This window comes from Telluria sp. Soil_C_11, assembly GCF_057657395.1.
Genome location: NZ_JBDGIN010000016.1, coordinates 73,272 through 89,438 on the forward strand (window position 1 = coordinate 73,272; position 16,167 = coordinate 89,438).

At 60.4% G+C, this 16,167-nt stretch carries 16 protein-coding genes; 15 read left to right on the forward strand and 1 reads right to left on the reverse strand.

Annotated features, from left to right (window positions below; translation table 11 throughout):
* The first annotated feature begins 47 nt into the window (after positions 1-47).
* From AC3A6M_RS20655 to AC3A6M_RS20700, 10 genes are all read left to right on the forward strand, one after another.
* On the forward strand, positions 48-2,633 hold the full coding sequence (locus AC3A6M_RS20655) for a TraG/VirB4 family ATPase (RefSeq protein ID WP_487854592.1): 2,586 nt from the start codon (positions 48-50) through the stop codon (positions 2,631-2,633).
* Positions 2,626-3,003 carry a hypothetical protein gene (locus tag AC3A6M_RS20660; protein ID WP_314542626.1) on the forward strand — a complete coding sequence of 126 codons (378 nt, stop codon included), beginning with the start codon at positions 2,626-2,628 and terminating at the stop codon, positions 3,001-3,003. Before AC3A6M_RS20655 ends, AC3A6M_RS20660 begins: the two co-directional genes overlap by 8 nt.
* On the forward strand, positions 3,000-3,155 hold the full coding sequence (locus AC3A6M_RS20665; RefSeq protein ID WP_487854593.1) for a hypothetical protein: 156 nt from the start codon (positions 3,000-3,002) through the stop codon (positions 3,153-3,155). The genes AC3A6M_RS20660 and AC3A6M_RS20665 overlap by 4 nt, the downstream gene beginning before the upstream one ends.
* The gene (gene lepB / locus AC3A6M_RS20670; RefSeq protein WP_487854594.1) at positions 3,152-3,676 is read left to right on the forward strand and encodes a signal peptidase I; all 525 of its coding nucleotides are present in this window, start codon (positions 3,152-3,154) and stop codon (positions 3,674-3,676) included. The genes AC3A6M_RS20665 and lepB overlap by 4 nt, the downstream gene beginning before the upstream one ends.
* Before the next feature lie 24 nt (positions 3,677-3,700).
* Positions 3,701-4,642, forward strand: coding sequence for a conjugal transfer protein TraF (gene traF, locus AC3A6M_RS20675; protein WP_487854595.1), 942 nt, complete (start codon positions 3,701-3,703; stop codon positions 4,640-4,642).
* Between the two features lie 7 nt (positions 4,643-4,649).
* Complete coding sequence (locus AC3A6M_RS20680; protein WP_487854596.1) at positions 4,650-6,134, forward strand: conjugal transfer protein TraH; 1,485 nt, start codon at positions 4,650-4,652, stop codon at positions 6,132-6,134.
* A gap of 5 nt (positions 6,135-6,139) precedes the next feature.
* Complete coding sequence (locus AC3A6M_RS20685) at positions 6,140-9,127, forward strand: conjugal transfer protein TraG N-terminal domain-containing protein (RefSeq protein ID WP_487854597.1); 2,988 nt, start codon at positions 6,140-6,142, stop codon at positions 9,125-9,127.
* Positions 9,128-9,165: 38 nt separating this feature from the next.
* Positions 9,166-9,327: a hypothetical protein gene (locus AC3A6M_RS20690; RefSeq protein ID WP_156328187.1), complete on the forward strand. Its 162-nt coding sequence runs from the start codon at positions 9,166-9,168 to the stop codon at positions 9,325-9,327.
* A 10-nt stretch (positions 9,328-9,337) separates the two neighbouring features.
* Positions 9,338-9,538 (forward strand): hypothetical protein, encoded by a 201-nt coding sequence (locus AC3A6M_RS20695; protein ID WP_487854598.1) that lies wholly within the window; start codon positions 9,338-9,340, stop codon positions 9,536-9,538.
* Between the two features lie 93 nt (positions 9,539-9,631).
* Complete coding sequence (locus tag AC3A6M_RS20700; protein ID WP_487854599.1) at positions 9,632-10,675, forward strand: M48 family metalloprotease; 1,044 nt, start codon at positions 9,632-9,634, stop codon at positions 10,673-10,675.
* A 73-nt stretch (positions 10,676-10,748) separates the two neighbouring features.
* Here the strand turns inward: AC3A6M_RS20700 and AC3A6M_RS20705 are convergent, their stop codons facing one another.
* Positions 10,749-11,159 (reverse strand): hypothetical protein, encoded by a 411-nt coding sequence (locus tag AC3A6M_RS20705; protein WP_487854600.1) that lies wholly within the window; start codon positions 11,157-11,159, stop codon positions 10,749-10,751.
* A 417-nt stretch (positions 11,160-11,576) separates the two neighbouring features.
* Between AC3A6M_RS20705 and AC3A6M_RS20710 the strand changes: the two genes are divergently transcribed.
* The 5 genes from AC3A6M_RS20710 to AC3A6M_RS20730 all read left to right on the forward strand — a co-directional run bounded on the left by AC3A6M_RS20710 (position 11,577) and on the right by AC3A6M_RS20730 (position 15,891).
* Positions 11,577-11,762 (forward strand): hypothetical protein, encoded by a 186-nt coding sequence (locus AC3A6M_RS20710; RefSeq protein ID WP_487854601.1) that lies wholly within the window; start codon positions 11,577-11,579, stop codon positions 11,760-11,762.
* Between the two features lie 6 nt (positions 11,763-11,768).
* Positions 11,769-13,253, forward strand: a complete 1,485-nt coding sequence (locus AC3A6M_RS20715) for a Y-family DNA polymerase (RefSeq protein ID WP_487854602.1) — start codon at positions 11,769-11,771, stop codon at positions 13,251-13,253.
* Positions 13,254-13,573: 320 nt separating this feature from the next.
* A complete protein-coding gene (locus AC3A6M_RS20720) occupies positions 13,574-14,422 on the forward strand; it encodes a hypothetical protein (RefSeq protein ID WP_487854603.1) in 849 nt (282 codons plus the stop codon).
* 130 nt (positions 14,423-14,552) lie between these two features.
* The gene (locus AC3A6M_RS20725) at positions 14,553-15,368 is read left to right on the forward strand and encodes a hypothetical protein (protein WP_487854604.1); all 816 of its coding nucleotides are present in this window, start codon (positions 14,553-14,555) and stop codon (positions 15,366-15,368) included.
* Positions 15,361-15,891 (forward strand): thermonuclease family protein, encoded by a 531-nt coding sequence (locus AC3A6M_RS20730; protein WP_487854605.1) that lies wholly within the window; start codon positions 15,361-15,363, stop codon positions 15,889-15,891. The genes AC3A6M_RS20725 and AC3A6M_RS20730 overlap by 8 nt, the downstream gene beginning before the upstream one ends.
* Positions 15,892-16,167: the final 276 nt, after the last annotated feature.

Below are 16,167 nucleotides of genomic sequence, written 5' to 3' on the forward strand. Positions count from 1 at the left end.
ACATGGCGGGCAACCGCCCGTCATGTCCCTTTTTTTGGAATCCCATCATGCTCGTCCAAAACCGTCCCGACATACCAACCCAGGTCAGCAGCAGCTTCCTGCACGTCGAGTCCTATGCACGCGGCAGCAATCTGATCGTCTCGAAGCCCGAGGGCAACAGCATCTACATTGGTCGGTGCTACGAGATGAGTCCGCTAGCAGGCGGCGGCACCGAGTTTGCGGGGTTGATTCAGAATATCTACAAAAGCGCGCCGGATGAGTCCGTCCTGCAGATCACGCTGCTGAGCGTCCCGGATCACGACGTGCCATACAACCTGGTGCGCGGCAAGACCCATGGCAACAGGCTGCTGCAGGAGCTAGTGCACCGGCAGGCCCAGCTTTACCACCGTGCCCAGAAAATCGGCGTCCTGCCCAACATGCCGGCGATAAATCGCAAGACGGTCATCATGTCGCTCATGACGCCGGCGAATCTGGTGAACGATGCGACGCTGGAGCTGGCTCTGGCGGCGCAAAACGAATTCTTGAGCGGACTGCGGGCATGCGGCTTCGTCGACGCCGAAACGCGTTCGCCGTCCGAAGTGCTGGCGATCTACCGCCAGTTCGCGAATATGTACGACAGGCGCAAGGAACTTCCGCTCGACGAACTGATGGAACTGCGGCACCAGGCCTTCGGCGCGGACGAAGTGTTCGACTTCACGCCGGACGATTACGCCGTGTTCAACAAGCGGCTCTACTGCGCCGCGGTGGTGCCCAAGTCCCTGCCGGAGCGGATCTCGCATGGCTTGACGAACCTGTTGATCGGAGCGCCCCTGAACGGCGGCCGGACAAAGGACGGCGGCGGCGTGCGCGTGAAAACGCCGTTCATCCTGAACGCGACCGTGCGCGTCGCGAACCAACGCAAAGAGCTCGATCGGATCGATCGCGCCATCAAGTCGCGCAGCAGAGCCGACAACAAGCTGCCGTTCTCGCTGGGCGCCGAGAACAGCGCCGAGATCTTGAAAGACCTGCAGTACCTGCAGGACGTCTGCAAGGATGGTTCCAACAAGCTGACATATGCCAGCTTGACCGCCTTCGTGTTCGCGGAGGACAAGGCCGAACTCAAGCAGGCCAGTTCCGACTTCAAGACGACGATGAACAACCTGGACTTCGACGCGCGCGACGTCACCGACACCATCGGTGTGCGCTTCGTCCAGGTTCTGCCACTGAACTACTCCGTGAAAATTGCCGAGCGCGTCGAATCCGAGGCGCTGGTACCGGCGAGCGTGGCGGCGAAACTCATGCCGATCTTCGGCGACTACCGCGGCAATGCAAGCGGCTCGGCCGAGCGCATGGGAACGGTCTACCTGACCCGGCGCGGCTCGGCGCATTATTTCGATCCGTTCCTGACCAACACGAACAAGAACGGCGTCCTCGCTGCGGCGAGCGGCGCCGGCAAGTCCTTCGCCCTCCAGCATATGGTCGAGAACGAGCTTGCGGCCGGTACCCGGGTGACGGTGTTCGACAACGGCAGGTCACTCAAGAAATTTACTGAAGCCGCCGGCGGGGATTTCATCGAATTCTCGCTGGACGCGGCGCGCATCCCGTCCCTGAATCCGTTCACCGGTCTCAGCGAAGACGACTTCATGGAACAGCAGCCGGACATCACGGCGCTGATCCTCAAGATGGCCTATTTCAAGGAACCCGAGGACAAGGGCGCGCGGATCGCGGTGAGCGAGGCGACCAAGGCGGCTTACGGCCGGGCGCGAGGCAAAGCCGATATCAATACTGTGATCGACGCCCTGACGGTGATTCAGGAAAACACCGACGCGAACACGTTCAAGAGCGAGGTCCAGCTGGCGGCGTGCAATCTGATCCCGCGCCTTCGTAATTTCGTCGACTCGTCGACGCGCGGAGGCTACTTCCTGGGTGAATCGAACCTTGCGGCGAAAAACCCGTTCACGGTGTTTGAAATGTCGGGCCTGGATGGTGACCAGCATCTCAAGCAGTGTGTCCTGTTCTTCGTGATGAATACCCTGCTGCGGCAGATGAAGAAATACCCAGGGCGCAAGTTGAAGCTGATGGACGAGGTCAAGGATCTGCTGGAAGACGACGGCGCCGCCGCTGTCATGGAGGCGATGTACCGGAAAGGACGCAAGGACGAAGCGTCGATCTGGGTGATCACGCAGAGCCCGCGGGACCTCGCCAACAACGCAACCGGCCAGGTCATTCTCAGCCAGTCCGCCTGGAAGCTGGTCATGCAGCAGGAGCCCGAGGAAATCGACAAGATCGTGGCCGAGGGCGTGATGACCAAATTCGCCGGCGACCCTTTCTTCAACAAGCTGATCAAGGACGTGAAAAGCGAGAAAGGCGTCTTTTCGGAAATCCTCATCTGCGGCGGCAGTACCTACGAGGTCGTTCGGCTCTACGTCGACCGCTTCACGGCGGCGCTCTTCTCGACCGAGGGCGACGAGCGCAACGCGGTCTTCCAGCTCATGCGCAGTGGCGTTTCGGCCGTCGACGCCGTCAACATGGTGATCAACGACGAACGCGGCAAGCGCAACAAGTGGCTTGCCGACATCGTGGAACAGCTGCGGGCCGAGAAGTTGAGCGACGTCGAGATCCGCCGCGAGCTCGAGGAGATATTGAATGGCTGATTCCATCAAAAAGGCCGCGTCGTTCGTCGCGCCGGCGGCGGCGATCGCGTTCCTGTGCGGCGCCTGTTTCTACGCCGGCGGCAAGTTCAACAGCGTCGTCCCCAACGGTAAGTACCTGGTGGCAGACAAGAACGCCGTGATCCTGGCGGCGGTCCTCGAGCGCAACAGTACCGATGCAAAGGCGCTCCAGGCCGAGATCGCGCAGCCGGTCCTGCGGGTCATGAAGCGTTATACCGACGAGGGGTACGTGATCATCGACGGCGCCAAGGACGAACACGGGAACCTCACCATCGCCGCGCTGCCGGCCGACACGCGCGACATCACGCAGGAGCTGACGGCCGCCATTACCAAAAAGGAGACTGCGAAATGAAGATGCTGAAAACCGCGGCGATCATCCTGGTCGCCGTCGCTTCTGTCGGCCTGTCCTTGGAAACCGCGCTCGCCGGCGCCGGCAGCTTCGGCAAGTCCTGCGGCGGCTTCAAGCCCGAGACCCGTACGACGTGCTGGAGGAACCTGCTATGAGGCTGACGGCATCTCGTCCTGTGTCGCCCGCACGCCTTCGGCTGTCGCTGGTGGTCGGCGCGGCTTGTGCGGCCGCGCTGTATTTCGGCCACGGCCGCTCCTTCGTCAGCCTGTCATGGGATCCTCACGCGGTCCATTGTCTGCCGGAGCTACACTTGGCGCTCCTGGTGCACAACCAGCCGTCGACAGTCGCGCGTGGCGACTATCTCTTCTGGCGGGCGTCTTCGATCAGCGCGCTCTCCTACGTCACAGACGACTATGTGCTCAAGCGCGTGGCGGGCGTCCCTGGCGACAAGCTCGATATCCGCGACAGCAAGGTCTTCGTCAACGGAGTGCTGGTGGCGGAAGGGCTTGAGGACGCGGTGCTTTACAAGCACCGTGCCGCCGACTTCGAGCGGACCGAGGTCATTCCTCCCGGTCGCTACTTCATGGTCGGCACGGCCCGTATGTCGAACGATTCGCGCTACTGGGGGTACCTGCCGCACGACGCGATCGTCGGCAAGGGCTACCGGATTTATTAACTTTCGCGCGCGAAAGTGAAGCTCATGCGTTACTTGACCCTCGCTGTCTTTCTCGGCCTTGCCGGCACCGTCGCCGCTCAGGAGGTTCGCACCGACGACTCCTACGGCGACGCCTTCCTTCATTACCAGCCATATGTCGTGAAGGGCAAGGAGGCGAAACGGCCGGAAACCCGTCCGGCGCCGCCTGCCCCCGCCAAACGGGAGGACCAGAAGGTGAACGTGAAGTGGCTGCAGGAGAATTACAAGCTGCTCGAGGAGCGCGCGATCGACAATCCGACTGACGAGAATGTGGCCGCGTACTTGTACGTCCGGCGCATCGCGATGGACAAGTCGCAGCGCTTTTCCGAGAAGGTGAGCGAGGTGACGAACACCGACCCGCTGCTCAACGAAAACAACCGTATTCCCTACGCTAGCGCGGGTGCACAGGCAATCCGCTCGGCCAGCCGGAGCGCGCAGGAGCAGGCGACCCGCGAGCTCGCCGCGACCGGCGGTCTGGTGGTGTTCGTCGATGGCAGCTGCAGGTTCTGCGCGATGCAGATGCCGATCGTGAACGCGTTGCGCGCGCAGTACGGCATGGAAGCACTTGTCGTGTCGCTGGACGGCAAACGCCCGCGCGGCTACGAGGGGCCGCTAGTCAAGGACAACGGGTTGTATCGCAAGCTCGATCTGAAGCTGACGCCGAGCGTCGTCTATGTGCACCGGCCGCATGCATACAAGAACGGGAAGGACGAGAACCAGTACCGCGTGATCGCGCAAGGGTTCTATGCCCAGGACGAATTGGTCAAGCAGATCGCGTTCGTTGGCCACACGACCAGGTTGCTGTCCCCGGAAACGATGCGTGATCTGGCCGTATGGGACCGCGGCGTGGCCGCTACCGAAGACCTGGGCGCCCTGCAGCTCAATGCGAACGACCCGGCGGCCATCAAGCGGAAGCTGCAGCCGCTTCTGCAAAAGCAATACCAATGAGGTGACCATGAAAAAGCGCACGATTCTGGCCGTATTCTTGTTCTGCCTGCTCTCGACCTCTGCCCGGGCCGGGATCATGGCCGATCTGAATTCTATGTTCATGTCCAACTCGACGGATCCCGGCACGTTCACCACGCGTGACCGCGTCGGCATCTATGCCGGTGGCTATTCGATGAGGACCCCGATCCACAACATCAACGTCGTGGCGTTCGATCCGCCGCGCCTGAACGCCGGCTGCGGTGGCGTTGACTTGTACGGCGGCAGCTTCAGCTTCATCAATGGTCAGGAGTTGATCGCCATCTTCCGAAGCGTCGCATCGAACGCGGCGGGACTGGCGTTCAAGGCGGCGATCAAGGTCATTTCCCCCTCGCTGGATTCCCTCATGACCGAGTTCCAGACCATGCTCCAGAACATGAACAACCTGGCGAAGAATTCCTGCAGCCTTGCCCATCTGCTGGTCGAAAAGGCCGACCGAGCATTGGCCGACGCGACCGATGGCGACGGCGCGGTCGGTGCGTCGATGAAGGGCATCTTCTCGGACCTGACCGCCGGCCTCAAGGACTTCAATACGAATGCCTCGCAGTACCTGAAGAAGGCGGGCGAGGTGAACCCACGCGTGGGCAACCAGGTCGCGAAGGCGATTGTCTCTTCGGGAACCAGTTCGGTGCTCGGCGTGATCGGGCTGGCGAATATCGACGGCAGCGCCGACGACTCGAGTAATCCGAACTCGCTCAATAACCGGGTATTGATGTCCATGCTGGGCTACGAGATCTCCGGTATTCCATGCCGTTCGTTCAACCCTGACGGCGTCGAGGACACCACGAGCAATCAATCGACCAACAATATTCCGCGCGTCAGCTGCAAGAGCGGCGCCACCATCACGCTAGAGGACTTCGTGACCGGTGGCGGGACTGGGTCCAGCCGGCCCGACTACCCACTGCACCTGTACACCTGTCTTGACCCGAGCGGCACCACGCCGTCCAGCGGCGGCTTCGATCCGCAGATCTGCACCCAGATCAAGGTGGAAGACTTCAACTACCAGGGCATCGAGGGGTGGATCAATGGCATGCTGTTTGGCTCTCCGGACGACACCAGCGTCGACCCGGCTTCCATCGTCGGCATCATCAATAGCGGCACGAGCGGACAGTTCTCGACCGCGCAGCTGCAGTTCCTGCACCAGGCGAACTATCCGATCATCGCGCTGCTGCAGAAGACCAGCAACCCGGAAGCACGCAAGAGTATGGCACGCCGCATGCGTGTCGGAATCCGGAACTGCGTCGCTGCGCAGCTGGGCGGTGCTCTTTACCGCGCCGCCTCGTCGATCGGCAACAACAATTCCTACGTCCTGACCGACGAAGCGAAGCAGAACATCGAACGCCTGCGTAGCGATTTCATGGAACGGCAGCAGAGCTGCGACCATGACCGGTCCGTGCTGGAGATCGCGCAGCTGCTGAACCAGGCAGCAATCCTGAACAGCGTCACGAACCGGTAAATGCCATGATCCCCAATCAAGTCATCTACACGTCGAACGGCGATCTCACCACGCTGAACGCCATCCTCAATGCCGTGGCGATGGTGTGCAACGAGACCCTCACCATCTGGGGGTTTGCCCTGCTCGCGGCGACCTGGTCTCTCCTGTCGATGACGACCGCGGCAGCCGTCAATGCGCCGGCGGGCGGTGCCGGCGGCGAGCTGGGCAAGCGCGCGGTGGGCCTGCTCATCCCGTTCTGCCTGGCACTGCTCCTCACTGCGCCGACCTTGAAGTCGACGGTGACGATCGAGAGCGGGCTGACCGGGGCGACGACGACCGTCGACAACGTGCCGGTCATCATCTCGGCTGCGCCGGCGACGGCGAGCCTCGTCTCCAAGAGCGTTGGCCAGAAGCTCGAGACCGCGATGCAGGCGACGGGTACCGACTATGCGTCGATCTCCGCAACCGGCCGCGGCTTCATCAATCCGCTCAAGACGCTGCTGACGTCGCGCACTGCGGTCTTGCGCCTCGGCGGCATCCCGTCGAAGGTTAATGCGGTGTTGAGCGCGTGCCTGAATTCCGATTCGGGTACGGACTACGCCCAGGTCGCCAATCGGGTGCTCTTCGCCGGCAATCTGACGGGCGCGGCGGCTGGTCCGGCGCCGATCTCGGTATGGTCGGGAACAGGTTCGGAGCGCACCTCCATTGGCATGCTGCTGGCGGAAGCGGCGCAAAACACGACCGCCATCGTGACGGATGTCCAGGTCGGCACCAATCACATCGCCACTTGCGCGGATGCAGCCGCCCAGGTCGGCGCCGATATCGACGCCGCGCTCAACTCCGACGAATTCCGCCGGGTCGTCCAGGGCGCCGTGAACGCCGCCGACCAGCCGAATGCTGCCGGCGATTTCACCATCAACGGCATCGCCAGCCAGTACGCGGCCGTGCGGACGGCAAACCTGACATCGGGCGGCCTGGCGGGCGGCGTTGCCCAGTCAAACGCCGAAGTGATCAACCTGTTGTTCGCGGAACTGGTGAAAAACGACCTGGACTGCCTGCGGGCGGACGGTACCAACAAGAGCACCTGTCTCGCTATGGCTGTCCAGGCCAACGAGATCGAACGGAACAATATCCAGGCCGCAGCCAATGGCTTCGAGTCGCTGATGTACGCGGGCGCCTTCGCGAACCAGATCACCGCCGTGATCATCGGGCTTGGCCCGATCATTGTTCTGTTCATGATGTGGTCGGGGGTCGGCGCTGCCCGCAACATGAAAGTGGCGGCGCACATGATCGTCTGGCCGCTCTTGATCATGAATGTCGGCGCTGAGCTCATCAACGGGATGATTTATATCCAGGTGGCGAACTTCCTGCGCGCGATCGCGCAAAATGGCTTCATCAACCAATCGACCGCGGTCGAGGTCTACAAAAACTTTTCGCTCGAGATCGGCACCGCGAGCCACCTGATGGCTACCCTGCCGATCCTGATGTCGACCATCTTCGCATTGGGCCAATCGGCGGCGCTGGTGAAGATCTCGGAATCGATGACCTCGGGCTCGAAGGACGAGAGCAAGGCAGTCAACCCGCCCCCGGTCGACAGCGCGCCCCTGGTCACGAACAGCAGCGTGGCGAAGGCCGAGCAAGGTGTCGGCGGAACGAACCTCAGCCTTACGGGCGCAATCCCGGCAATCGCCACCAGCGCCCAGTTCGGCAGTATGCAGCGCGAGGCATCGAACAGCATCACGTCGGCGCACCAGAAGATGCATTCGATTTCGGAAGGGAAAACGGACCTGCAGTCCTGGACCGATGCTTTCAATACGGGGAATTTTTCCAAGGTTGGGGTTTCGGACTCTACCGGCCGGGCGTTGCGCGATGAGTTCAGCCGAAACTATAACGCGTCGCAGTCAGGGAAGGTCGGCGCAGGGATTAATTCGGCGAAAGACAACTTCAACGTTACCCAAGCGGGCATCGGTGTCGGCGCGGAGGTCGGAGTCGGCACCAAAGGCGTCGGCGGCGGCGTCAGTGGATCCGGCGAATATCGTACGACGACCGGCGCGAACGACAATCTCCGGACCGGGAAAACGGCGGAACAGGACGAATCGGTTTCGAAGTCGCAGGCGCTGGCCAAGTCTTTCAACAGTTTCATGCAAAGCGACAAGTACAAGAACATTGGTACAGACGAGGCCCGATCACTCCAGCGTTCGCTAGGCGTGCAGAAGCAGTACGCCGATACCTTGTCGGAATCGAAGTCTGTCTCCGACGTAGCGAGCGATGCCGTCAAGCGCTCCTCCGGTTTCGTGTCCCTGAGCGCGAAAATCGGCGGCGCGGAGGTCGCCAACCAGATGAAGACCAACGCCGATTACCGCCGGTTCCAGCTGAGCGCCGGCCGCAGCTTCGGCAACTCGGATGTCGCCCAGCCCTACCTGGAGCGCGCACGGCAGGACATGGAGGCTGGAGTGACCGACCGCATTGTCGGCGATCCCCAGGCCAATGAAGCCATGGCGCGCCACCGCGCGGCGTTCCTGATGGCAACCGACGAACAGGCCCGTCCGGAAGACCGCTTGATGGCGGACGAATACTTGTTGGGGTCGACCAATGCGATGCTGGCTGCGCGGTTCTCGACGCTGGATATGAAGCCGCGGGAACACTACGACATCGGAACCCCCGGTAACCACAGTGGTGTCAACGAAAGCGCTCTGGTTCGCAAGGTCGACGCTGCGGCCAAAGGCGGCGGCCGTGGCCGCGGAGCCCCGAGCACGACAGAGGTGCTGGATCGCGACGGATACGGATTGGCGCTCGAGGTCGCCCACGGCGTGGAAGGCGTCGCCGATTCAGTGCACGAGGGCCGCTTGAATGCGACCGCGGCGGCGCACCGCGCAGGTCTGGCGGGTGCCGGAGCGGAAGGTACGCGAGACCGCGCGCGAACCAACATTGGTGCCAATTTGAAGGAAACCTTGCCCGAGTTTATGCAAGGCGAGAAAAAACCCAGCCGTTTCGACATACCTGACAAGAAGTGAGACGCTTTTCCCCCCATCGTTTAGCATAGGAGCTCGTCATGAACAACAGGAACGACAACAAACCGGCAAATCGTGGCAATAACGCCTTTGCGGCCTTTGCGGCACACAAGATTTCGAAGAAGGAGAAACGCTCCTGGCTTCTGGTGGGGGCTGCGATCGTCGTTCTCTTGTTGTGCTGGTGGGCTCGCAGCAATCAATAATGGAGGAATCATGTTGCAGCTTTTCCGAAACATCCTTCGCAACCTGGAAGCCCTGTCGAAAAAGGGTGAAGGTCACACCATGAGCAAAGAAATGCGGGAGCGCTTCCGTTCACCGAGCGTCAACGTGGACGGTACGCCGATGGCTGGCCGGCATGACATCAGCGGCAGGGGCTATGGCTCAGGTGGCGGGTACGGATCCTCCAAATACTGACCTTGGTATCGCATGAGTTCAATAGCGCCGGCTGCTCCTCGTCCTCGACGTCCTCGTTACACGAGCAGGATCGCGAACACGATCTACTCGGCGGTGCTGCTGGCCATGTTGTACGACTGGCCGTATCAGATCTACCAGAGGCTGGGCCCGCGCATGTCGGAAACGACGGCGCGGGAACGCTTCATTGTCCAAGAGGTCGGCGCCTACGCCGGTCGCCTTCAGCTGCGGCTGAAGCCGACGTTCGTCGTCGGCAATGTTCCGGCCTCGGCGGGCGCCTTTTCCGGCAACGCCGTGATCGTCATTCCCCCCGAAATGCTGGACGCGTCAAAGTGGAGCGACAACGAAGTGCGTTTCATCCTCGCGCACGAAGTTGGCCATATCGCGCGCCTGGACGCATACCGCTTCTGGACCCGCTGGACCGAGCGTGGGGCGGAAGGCCGCGAAAGCGATGCCGACCACATCGCGGTTGGCCTGGTTGGATGCAGGGCAATGGAGGAAACCGTCGCCAGGTATTGGGGCGAGTTCATGAAAGGCTATCAGGAGAAAGGCGACCACCACCCCCACCCGAGCCAGCGCCTGCAGCATGCCTGCCCGGGGCACGGTTTGGCGGCGCAAGCATTTTCGGCGCGTCTTCCAAATGCCTTGGGCCAGCGGCAAGTGCCGTCGTCCGGTTTTCGGGCTGTCACCGGGCTGAATCCATCTGCGCCGGCGCCGACGGCGCATGGCACCGTTCGGACGGTGCACGTTACGGCAATAAAGGAAACCGACGACGCGCCCTCTTTGCCGGCGCTGACAATCGCTGGGCTAGGCCCGGACAACGTTTTCACGGGCGAGTCGCTGACCTTCAAGTTAGAGGGCGTGGGACCGTTGGACCTGGCGAAAGACAGTGACGGCCTGATTCTCGGGCCGAAAAGGGAGCGCCTGGCACTGAAGGCCTACTGGGTGTTCCATCCGGCAGACAACAGCTTCACGATCAGCGACGGGAAGCTGCAGCAGTTGATGGACGCCCTGCCGGCCGGAACCTTGGACATATCCGTGAACTTCGTATCTGCCGATGGCAAATTCGCTGCCGTGTACCAGTTCGAGGGATCCAAGCGCACCAAGGATGCGCCGGCTACGGCCGTCAGGCGGCAATAGCAAATGTCACTTCCAGAAATTAGCCCGACGGTTCACTTTCGCGCGCGAAAGTGCGGTATGTAGAGAGGGCGCCCTACTCTGTGTTGTCCTCGGGCGTGATCGGCTTGAACTGCAGGCCGAGCTGACCAAGACTCGGTATCCCGTCGCCAAGCTCAAGTTGCTGGTTTTCCTCACGCAGCTTCAACACTCGGGCCTTCGCTTCGACTAAGGAGATATTGCGGTTCTTCCAGAGTAGCACCTTGATGCTGTTTTCGGTGACGTCGTACATCTTAGCAATCTGGCTGATGCTGACGCCTTTGTAGATGAGTTCGGTCCAAATGTCGTAGCGCCGGTTGACGATATCCTTGGTGGGTATCTTCAGCTTGTGACGGTAATTATAGACCTGCATGTGGTTAATGTCCGGTACACCGCGAGCGATACGAGTGTCGGAAAAGCCCATTTCGAAGCCCTGACGAATCGCTGCCCTCTGATCGTTTCTTAGCATGATTTGTTAAAGCTTGTCGGAATGGATGCCACAAAAAGTTGCGAAACAGTAATTATAAATCAGGCGTGAAAATCTAACACTGCTTAGTGCAGCAATATAGTCAACTTTATCAGATTAGCCGTACGTTAACTGCTCGGTGCATTGGTAGAGTAACAAGAAAATCGGGAGAATCCTCACACAAGTGTGAATTTTCACCCTTGCATATGAGTTATCTCTGTGCCTACAGCGATTTCGACAACATGGACGTCTGTTATACTGTGGTTTTATACAGTATTTCCAACCGTCATGTTTGTTCGCGTCGCGCAGCTATTCGAAGACGGCCGGCCACTGCCTCGGCACCGGGCAATCACGGCACAACCCGTGCATATCGGCAGACTCACGTTGACGGAACAGCATGATCATGAGTTTCGACGCAGCATGTACCTGGCCATCCTGCGAAACGAAGGCGTAGGGGGCGACGTCCTGCCGCGCCTGCGAGATGCGGTGGTACGGTGGATCGGCGACGGCAGCATGACCATCAGCGGCTTCGAGTTCAACGAAGCGAACCGGCAATGCAGCGTCCAGTCCTGGTACGTGCAGCTCATCTCCAGCGGCGTGGACTAGCGAGTCATGCGTCTTTGGGTTGCAGTCTACCTCCCCCACCTGGCTTTGGAGGCGTACTTCCCCCGCCACCTGCCCGACCCCTGTTGTGCGATTCTGGAAGGCCAGCACGTCATGGCGATGTCCGACTCGGCGCGCCGTGAAGGTGTCCGGCATGGCATGGGACGCGGTGGGGTTCTTATGCTCGCGCCTCACACCGTCATCCTAGAGCGCGATATGGTACGTGAAGAGGATTGCCTAGACGCGATCGCAATGGCCTTGCTGCAGTACACGCCAGAGGTTACACATTTCGAAGAGTCGGTGCTGTTGATGAACGTCGGTGCATCCCTGACCTTGTTCGGCGGTGTGCGCCGGCTGTGCAGCCGTATCAGCGCCGACATGCGAGCCCTGGGCTTCACGGGTCGGATCAGTTGCGCCCCGACGGCCCGTGGCGCATGGGTGCTGGCCAGAGGCGCAGGCAGGCTCCGCACGTTGAAAATGCCCACGCTGCAGCGACGTCTTGAGCCTGTTCCGGTTTCGGTCTTGCCGCCGGCGCGCCGTTTCTCCGTCTGGTTTGACGGGATCGGCTGCACCACGGTCGGCGAGCTACGTCGGTTGCCGCGTCCTGGCCTGCAGCGTCGTTGCGGCCGCGAGCTGCTCGAGGTTCTGGACGCGGCGTATGGCCTGTCGACGGAACTCCATAACTGGATCGAGCCACCCGAAGTGTTTCGTGCTCGGATCGAGATTTTCGATCGCGTCGAAAAGGCCGACGAATTGTTGGCCGGTGGCCACCGGTTGATATTGCAAATGCTCGGCTGGCTGACCGCGCGGCAGCTTGCCGTTCGAAGGATAGTGCTCGAAATGATTCATGAGCGTGGACGGGTTGCGCGGCCGCCGTCAACGCTCGAGATCACGCTTGCCGATCCTGTATGGCGCGACGATCACCTGGTGAGACTGCTGAAAGAGCGGCTCGGCCGACAGGTACTCGAGGCACCGGTCATTGGCCTGGTGCTCGAGGCCACCGATGTCGTCCCCATGGCGCCGCCGAGCGAGTCACTGTTCCCTGATCCCGGGGGCAGTGAGGAAGACCAGCAGCAACTGCTCGAGGTACTGATGGCGCGTCTCGGTGCCGAGAATGTCTTAAGGCCTGACCCAAAGGCCGACTACCGGCCGGAAATCGCGAATACCTGGGCGTCCATTTCGACGCCGGTACGGCCTGGGCAGCTAGAGGCGGCCCTGCCGCCAAGTGTGGATCAATTTATCCGCCCTACGTGGATTCTCGCTAAGCCGATCCCATTGTTGATGCGCGATGACCGGCCCTACTACAGTTCGCCGTTGAAGATCGTATCGAAGCCCGAGCGCATTGAAGCGGGATGGTGGTCGACGGCGCAGTCTCGCGATTACTTCATCGTGGAAGCGGACGATAAAGTTTTCTATTGGATATACAGGGAACGGGTCGTAACGGAAGACGGTGCCGTCGAGCCCCGGTGGTTCCTTCACGGCATGTTCGGGTAAGGCTCGGACGCGGTCGTGAATCGCCACGACTTTAGTAGACACTCCTGAGCCATCGACCTGATAATGCCGTACATTTATGGAGCGCTCATCGTCATGGTGGTGTTGGGTGTCGCGCTCTTCCAGTATCTTAGCCATCGGTTGTACTGGGGGCTGGCGAGCCTGGATCTGGCGCCCTCAAAGCTGGCCAGAATTCGGCAGCTGGGACAATGGGCCGTAACGGCCGCGATGTGGGGGAAGCAGAGCAGTCGTGCCCGGGCTGCTCAGTCGTACCGCTCAGGAAGCCAAACATAAGCGCAGGAAGCTGCACAAGGAAACGACAAATGCCTAACAAACGCTCGCCCAGTCCTGCGCCGCAGTCGAATACACCGAAGTGCGAAGATTGCAGGAATTTTTCAGGCAGTGCATTTTCGCTCAGCTTCGGTTGTACGAAGGGCCACGCTCCGGATTATCAGTTTTCGATGAATCGGGAAAAGTGCGACGATCGCGCGCTATTCTCTCGGCAGGAAATTATCTTCAAGCGATTCGAACACGCACCCTGGAGCGGCGAGACGGAATTAAAAAACCGGAAGACAACCGTGCTTCGCACCGCGACCAGTTTGCGAAAGGCGCTGACGGACTTTGAAAAGGTTTTGACGTCAGATCAATTAACCGCCTTTCGTAATGCCGCGCTTGCTTTGGACCAGTTGAGCCAAGATATCGAACTGGCCGGCAAGCTGTTGAAGCGACATAAAGAAGAGAAGGAGGCCGGGTTCCAGCGGCAGCGTGAAGAGCAGCTCGACAAGATCGCCGCCGAGTACTTCGGTACTGCCGACGTCAGCCACATTCTCTCGGTTGCGGATGACCTGGCGAGTTTTCAGTCGAGCGAAGGACTGGAATGGTACCGAAACCGGACCAAGGATCCGAAGGCGTATTTTCATGCGCGGCAGGCGCCGGGCGAGAAGGCCAAACGATATCGCGCAACGCCGAACGCGCAGTCCCTGGCCGAGCTCCGCAGGGAATGTGCCGCCTGCTTCGAAGCGATGGGTATTGGCGGTGCTTACTGCTCGCGTTACGACCCGCGGATGGCCGATTTCGAAGAGTTCCGAGCGTGGATCGCAGCGAACAAGGAATTGATGCGCCGGATCTCGGCTGGTGCCGGAATTCAACCGTCCCCGCCCATGAGTAGCTGATCAAGGTAGATTTCCGGGCTCGTCAAGAAGACGTGACGCGTCACGGGAACCACGCGGCGCCCTTTTCTTGGCGCGCCGTCATCGATAACCGGGTGCATAGAACGGCGATAGCGCCGTCGACGAAGGTGACATGAACAAATTCGATGTCTTGTTGAATTGGAAAAGAGCTTGTCTGCACAATGTGCGTCTGGTCGATGTGGGACCTGGTGACGACAATCAGGTAGCGCTTAGCGTCGAGCTGGGCGGCCAGGAAGCCCGCCTTCTTGGTGGCGCCGTGTTCGCCGACTGGTATCGCAACGATATCTGCAAGGTCGGCTACCTGCAGCGGTCGCTTGACAAGCGGGACCTGTACGATCGTTTTACGTTTTTCCCTTACCTCGACCAGAGTCTTCGCCGCGTCCCAGAGCTGGACCTTCCTTCGCACAGCGCCGATGGTCGCGTCATGGAAACTGTCGGCTGGCGTTGCGACGCGCGGCCGGAAGGCTTTCGCGCACCGTCCACCGTCATTCCGGGGGAAAACGGAAGCTTCGTGGCCGACGAGACCGTCGCGCTTACATTACGCATTCCTCCGGAATTCATCATGGAATGTCGGCAAGTTCTGAAAACTCCGGAAGAGGTACTGCGCGGATTCATTGGTGACGCCGCAGGCCTCATGAACTATTTTGCCAATCCGCGAGCGGATGGCTACTGCAGCATTGGCAGCGACGAGCGCACCTATGCTGAATCGTGGCTCGATCGAGCCTACGGTATGGAACGGGTGCCATTGGAAAATCTCGCCATCGAAGATCAGGAGCGAGAGGAAACGGACGCGGCTGCCGTCGAGCTGCTGGACTACCTGAGCGACTTCCAAGAGCGCGGCGGGTCTACCGACGAGTTCTTGGAAGCGGTGCGCGCGTTGGTCGATCGGAAGGCGCTCGGCGGAAGCGGCGATACCGGGGATGCTTGAATACAGCGCTGTTCTGGCTCTCTATCGCCAGTCGCCAACGGTTATTGCCGACCTCTATGGGGGAACCTTGAAAAAGCTCGTTGCAGTCCTTGCGTGCGTATGTGTCCCAACACTCGCGCATACGGTGGTCGGGGTCGCGGACGGGGATACCTTGACAATGCTCGATAACGGCCGGCCGGTGAAGATTCGCCTGGCTAATATCGACGCTCCCGAGAAAGCCCAAGCCTATGGCCAACGTGCCAAACAGTCCTTGTCCGACCTCTGCTATGGGAAAGATGCGTCTTACCAGGCCGTCGACGTCGACCGCTACGGCCGCACGGTAGCGCTCGTGATTTGCGAAGGCGTGAATGTTAACCGGGAGCAGGTTGCACGCGGGTTGGCCTGGGTCTATGTTCGCTATAACAAAGATCCCTCCCTTCCCGTTCTCGAGGGGCATGCGCGGGGCGCCCGCCTTGGGCTGTGGAGCGATGCAGCGCCGACGCCGCCATGGACGTTCAGGCATAGCAGATCCGCACAGCACTGATGATCCATCGAAACCGGAATACGCGCCTGGCGTGACATTCCGAACCAATACTACAAGTTGGGATTTCTTGCGATTCGCGTAGGAGCGGTTGCTTTCGATTAGGCACAGCGTTAGTATCAGTACCCGTACTTATACTAAATCATGGTGTCTCATGGCTCATTGGCTTGCTTGCGTCGTGGAAGCTGTCAACGACGAACTAGGGGTCGTCTCAGAAAACGGAAAATAAAGCACGCTAAGGCATAGCCGAACCTGCCAAGCTTGCTCCACCCTGTAGTG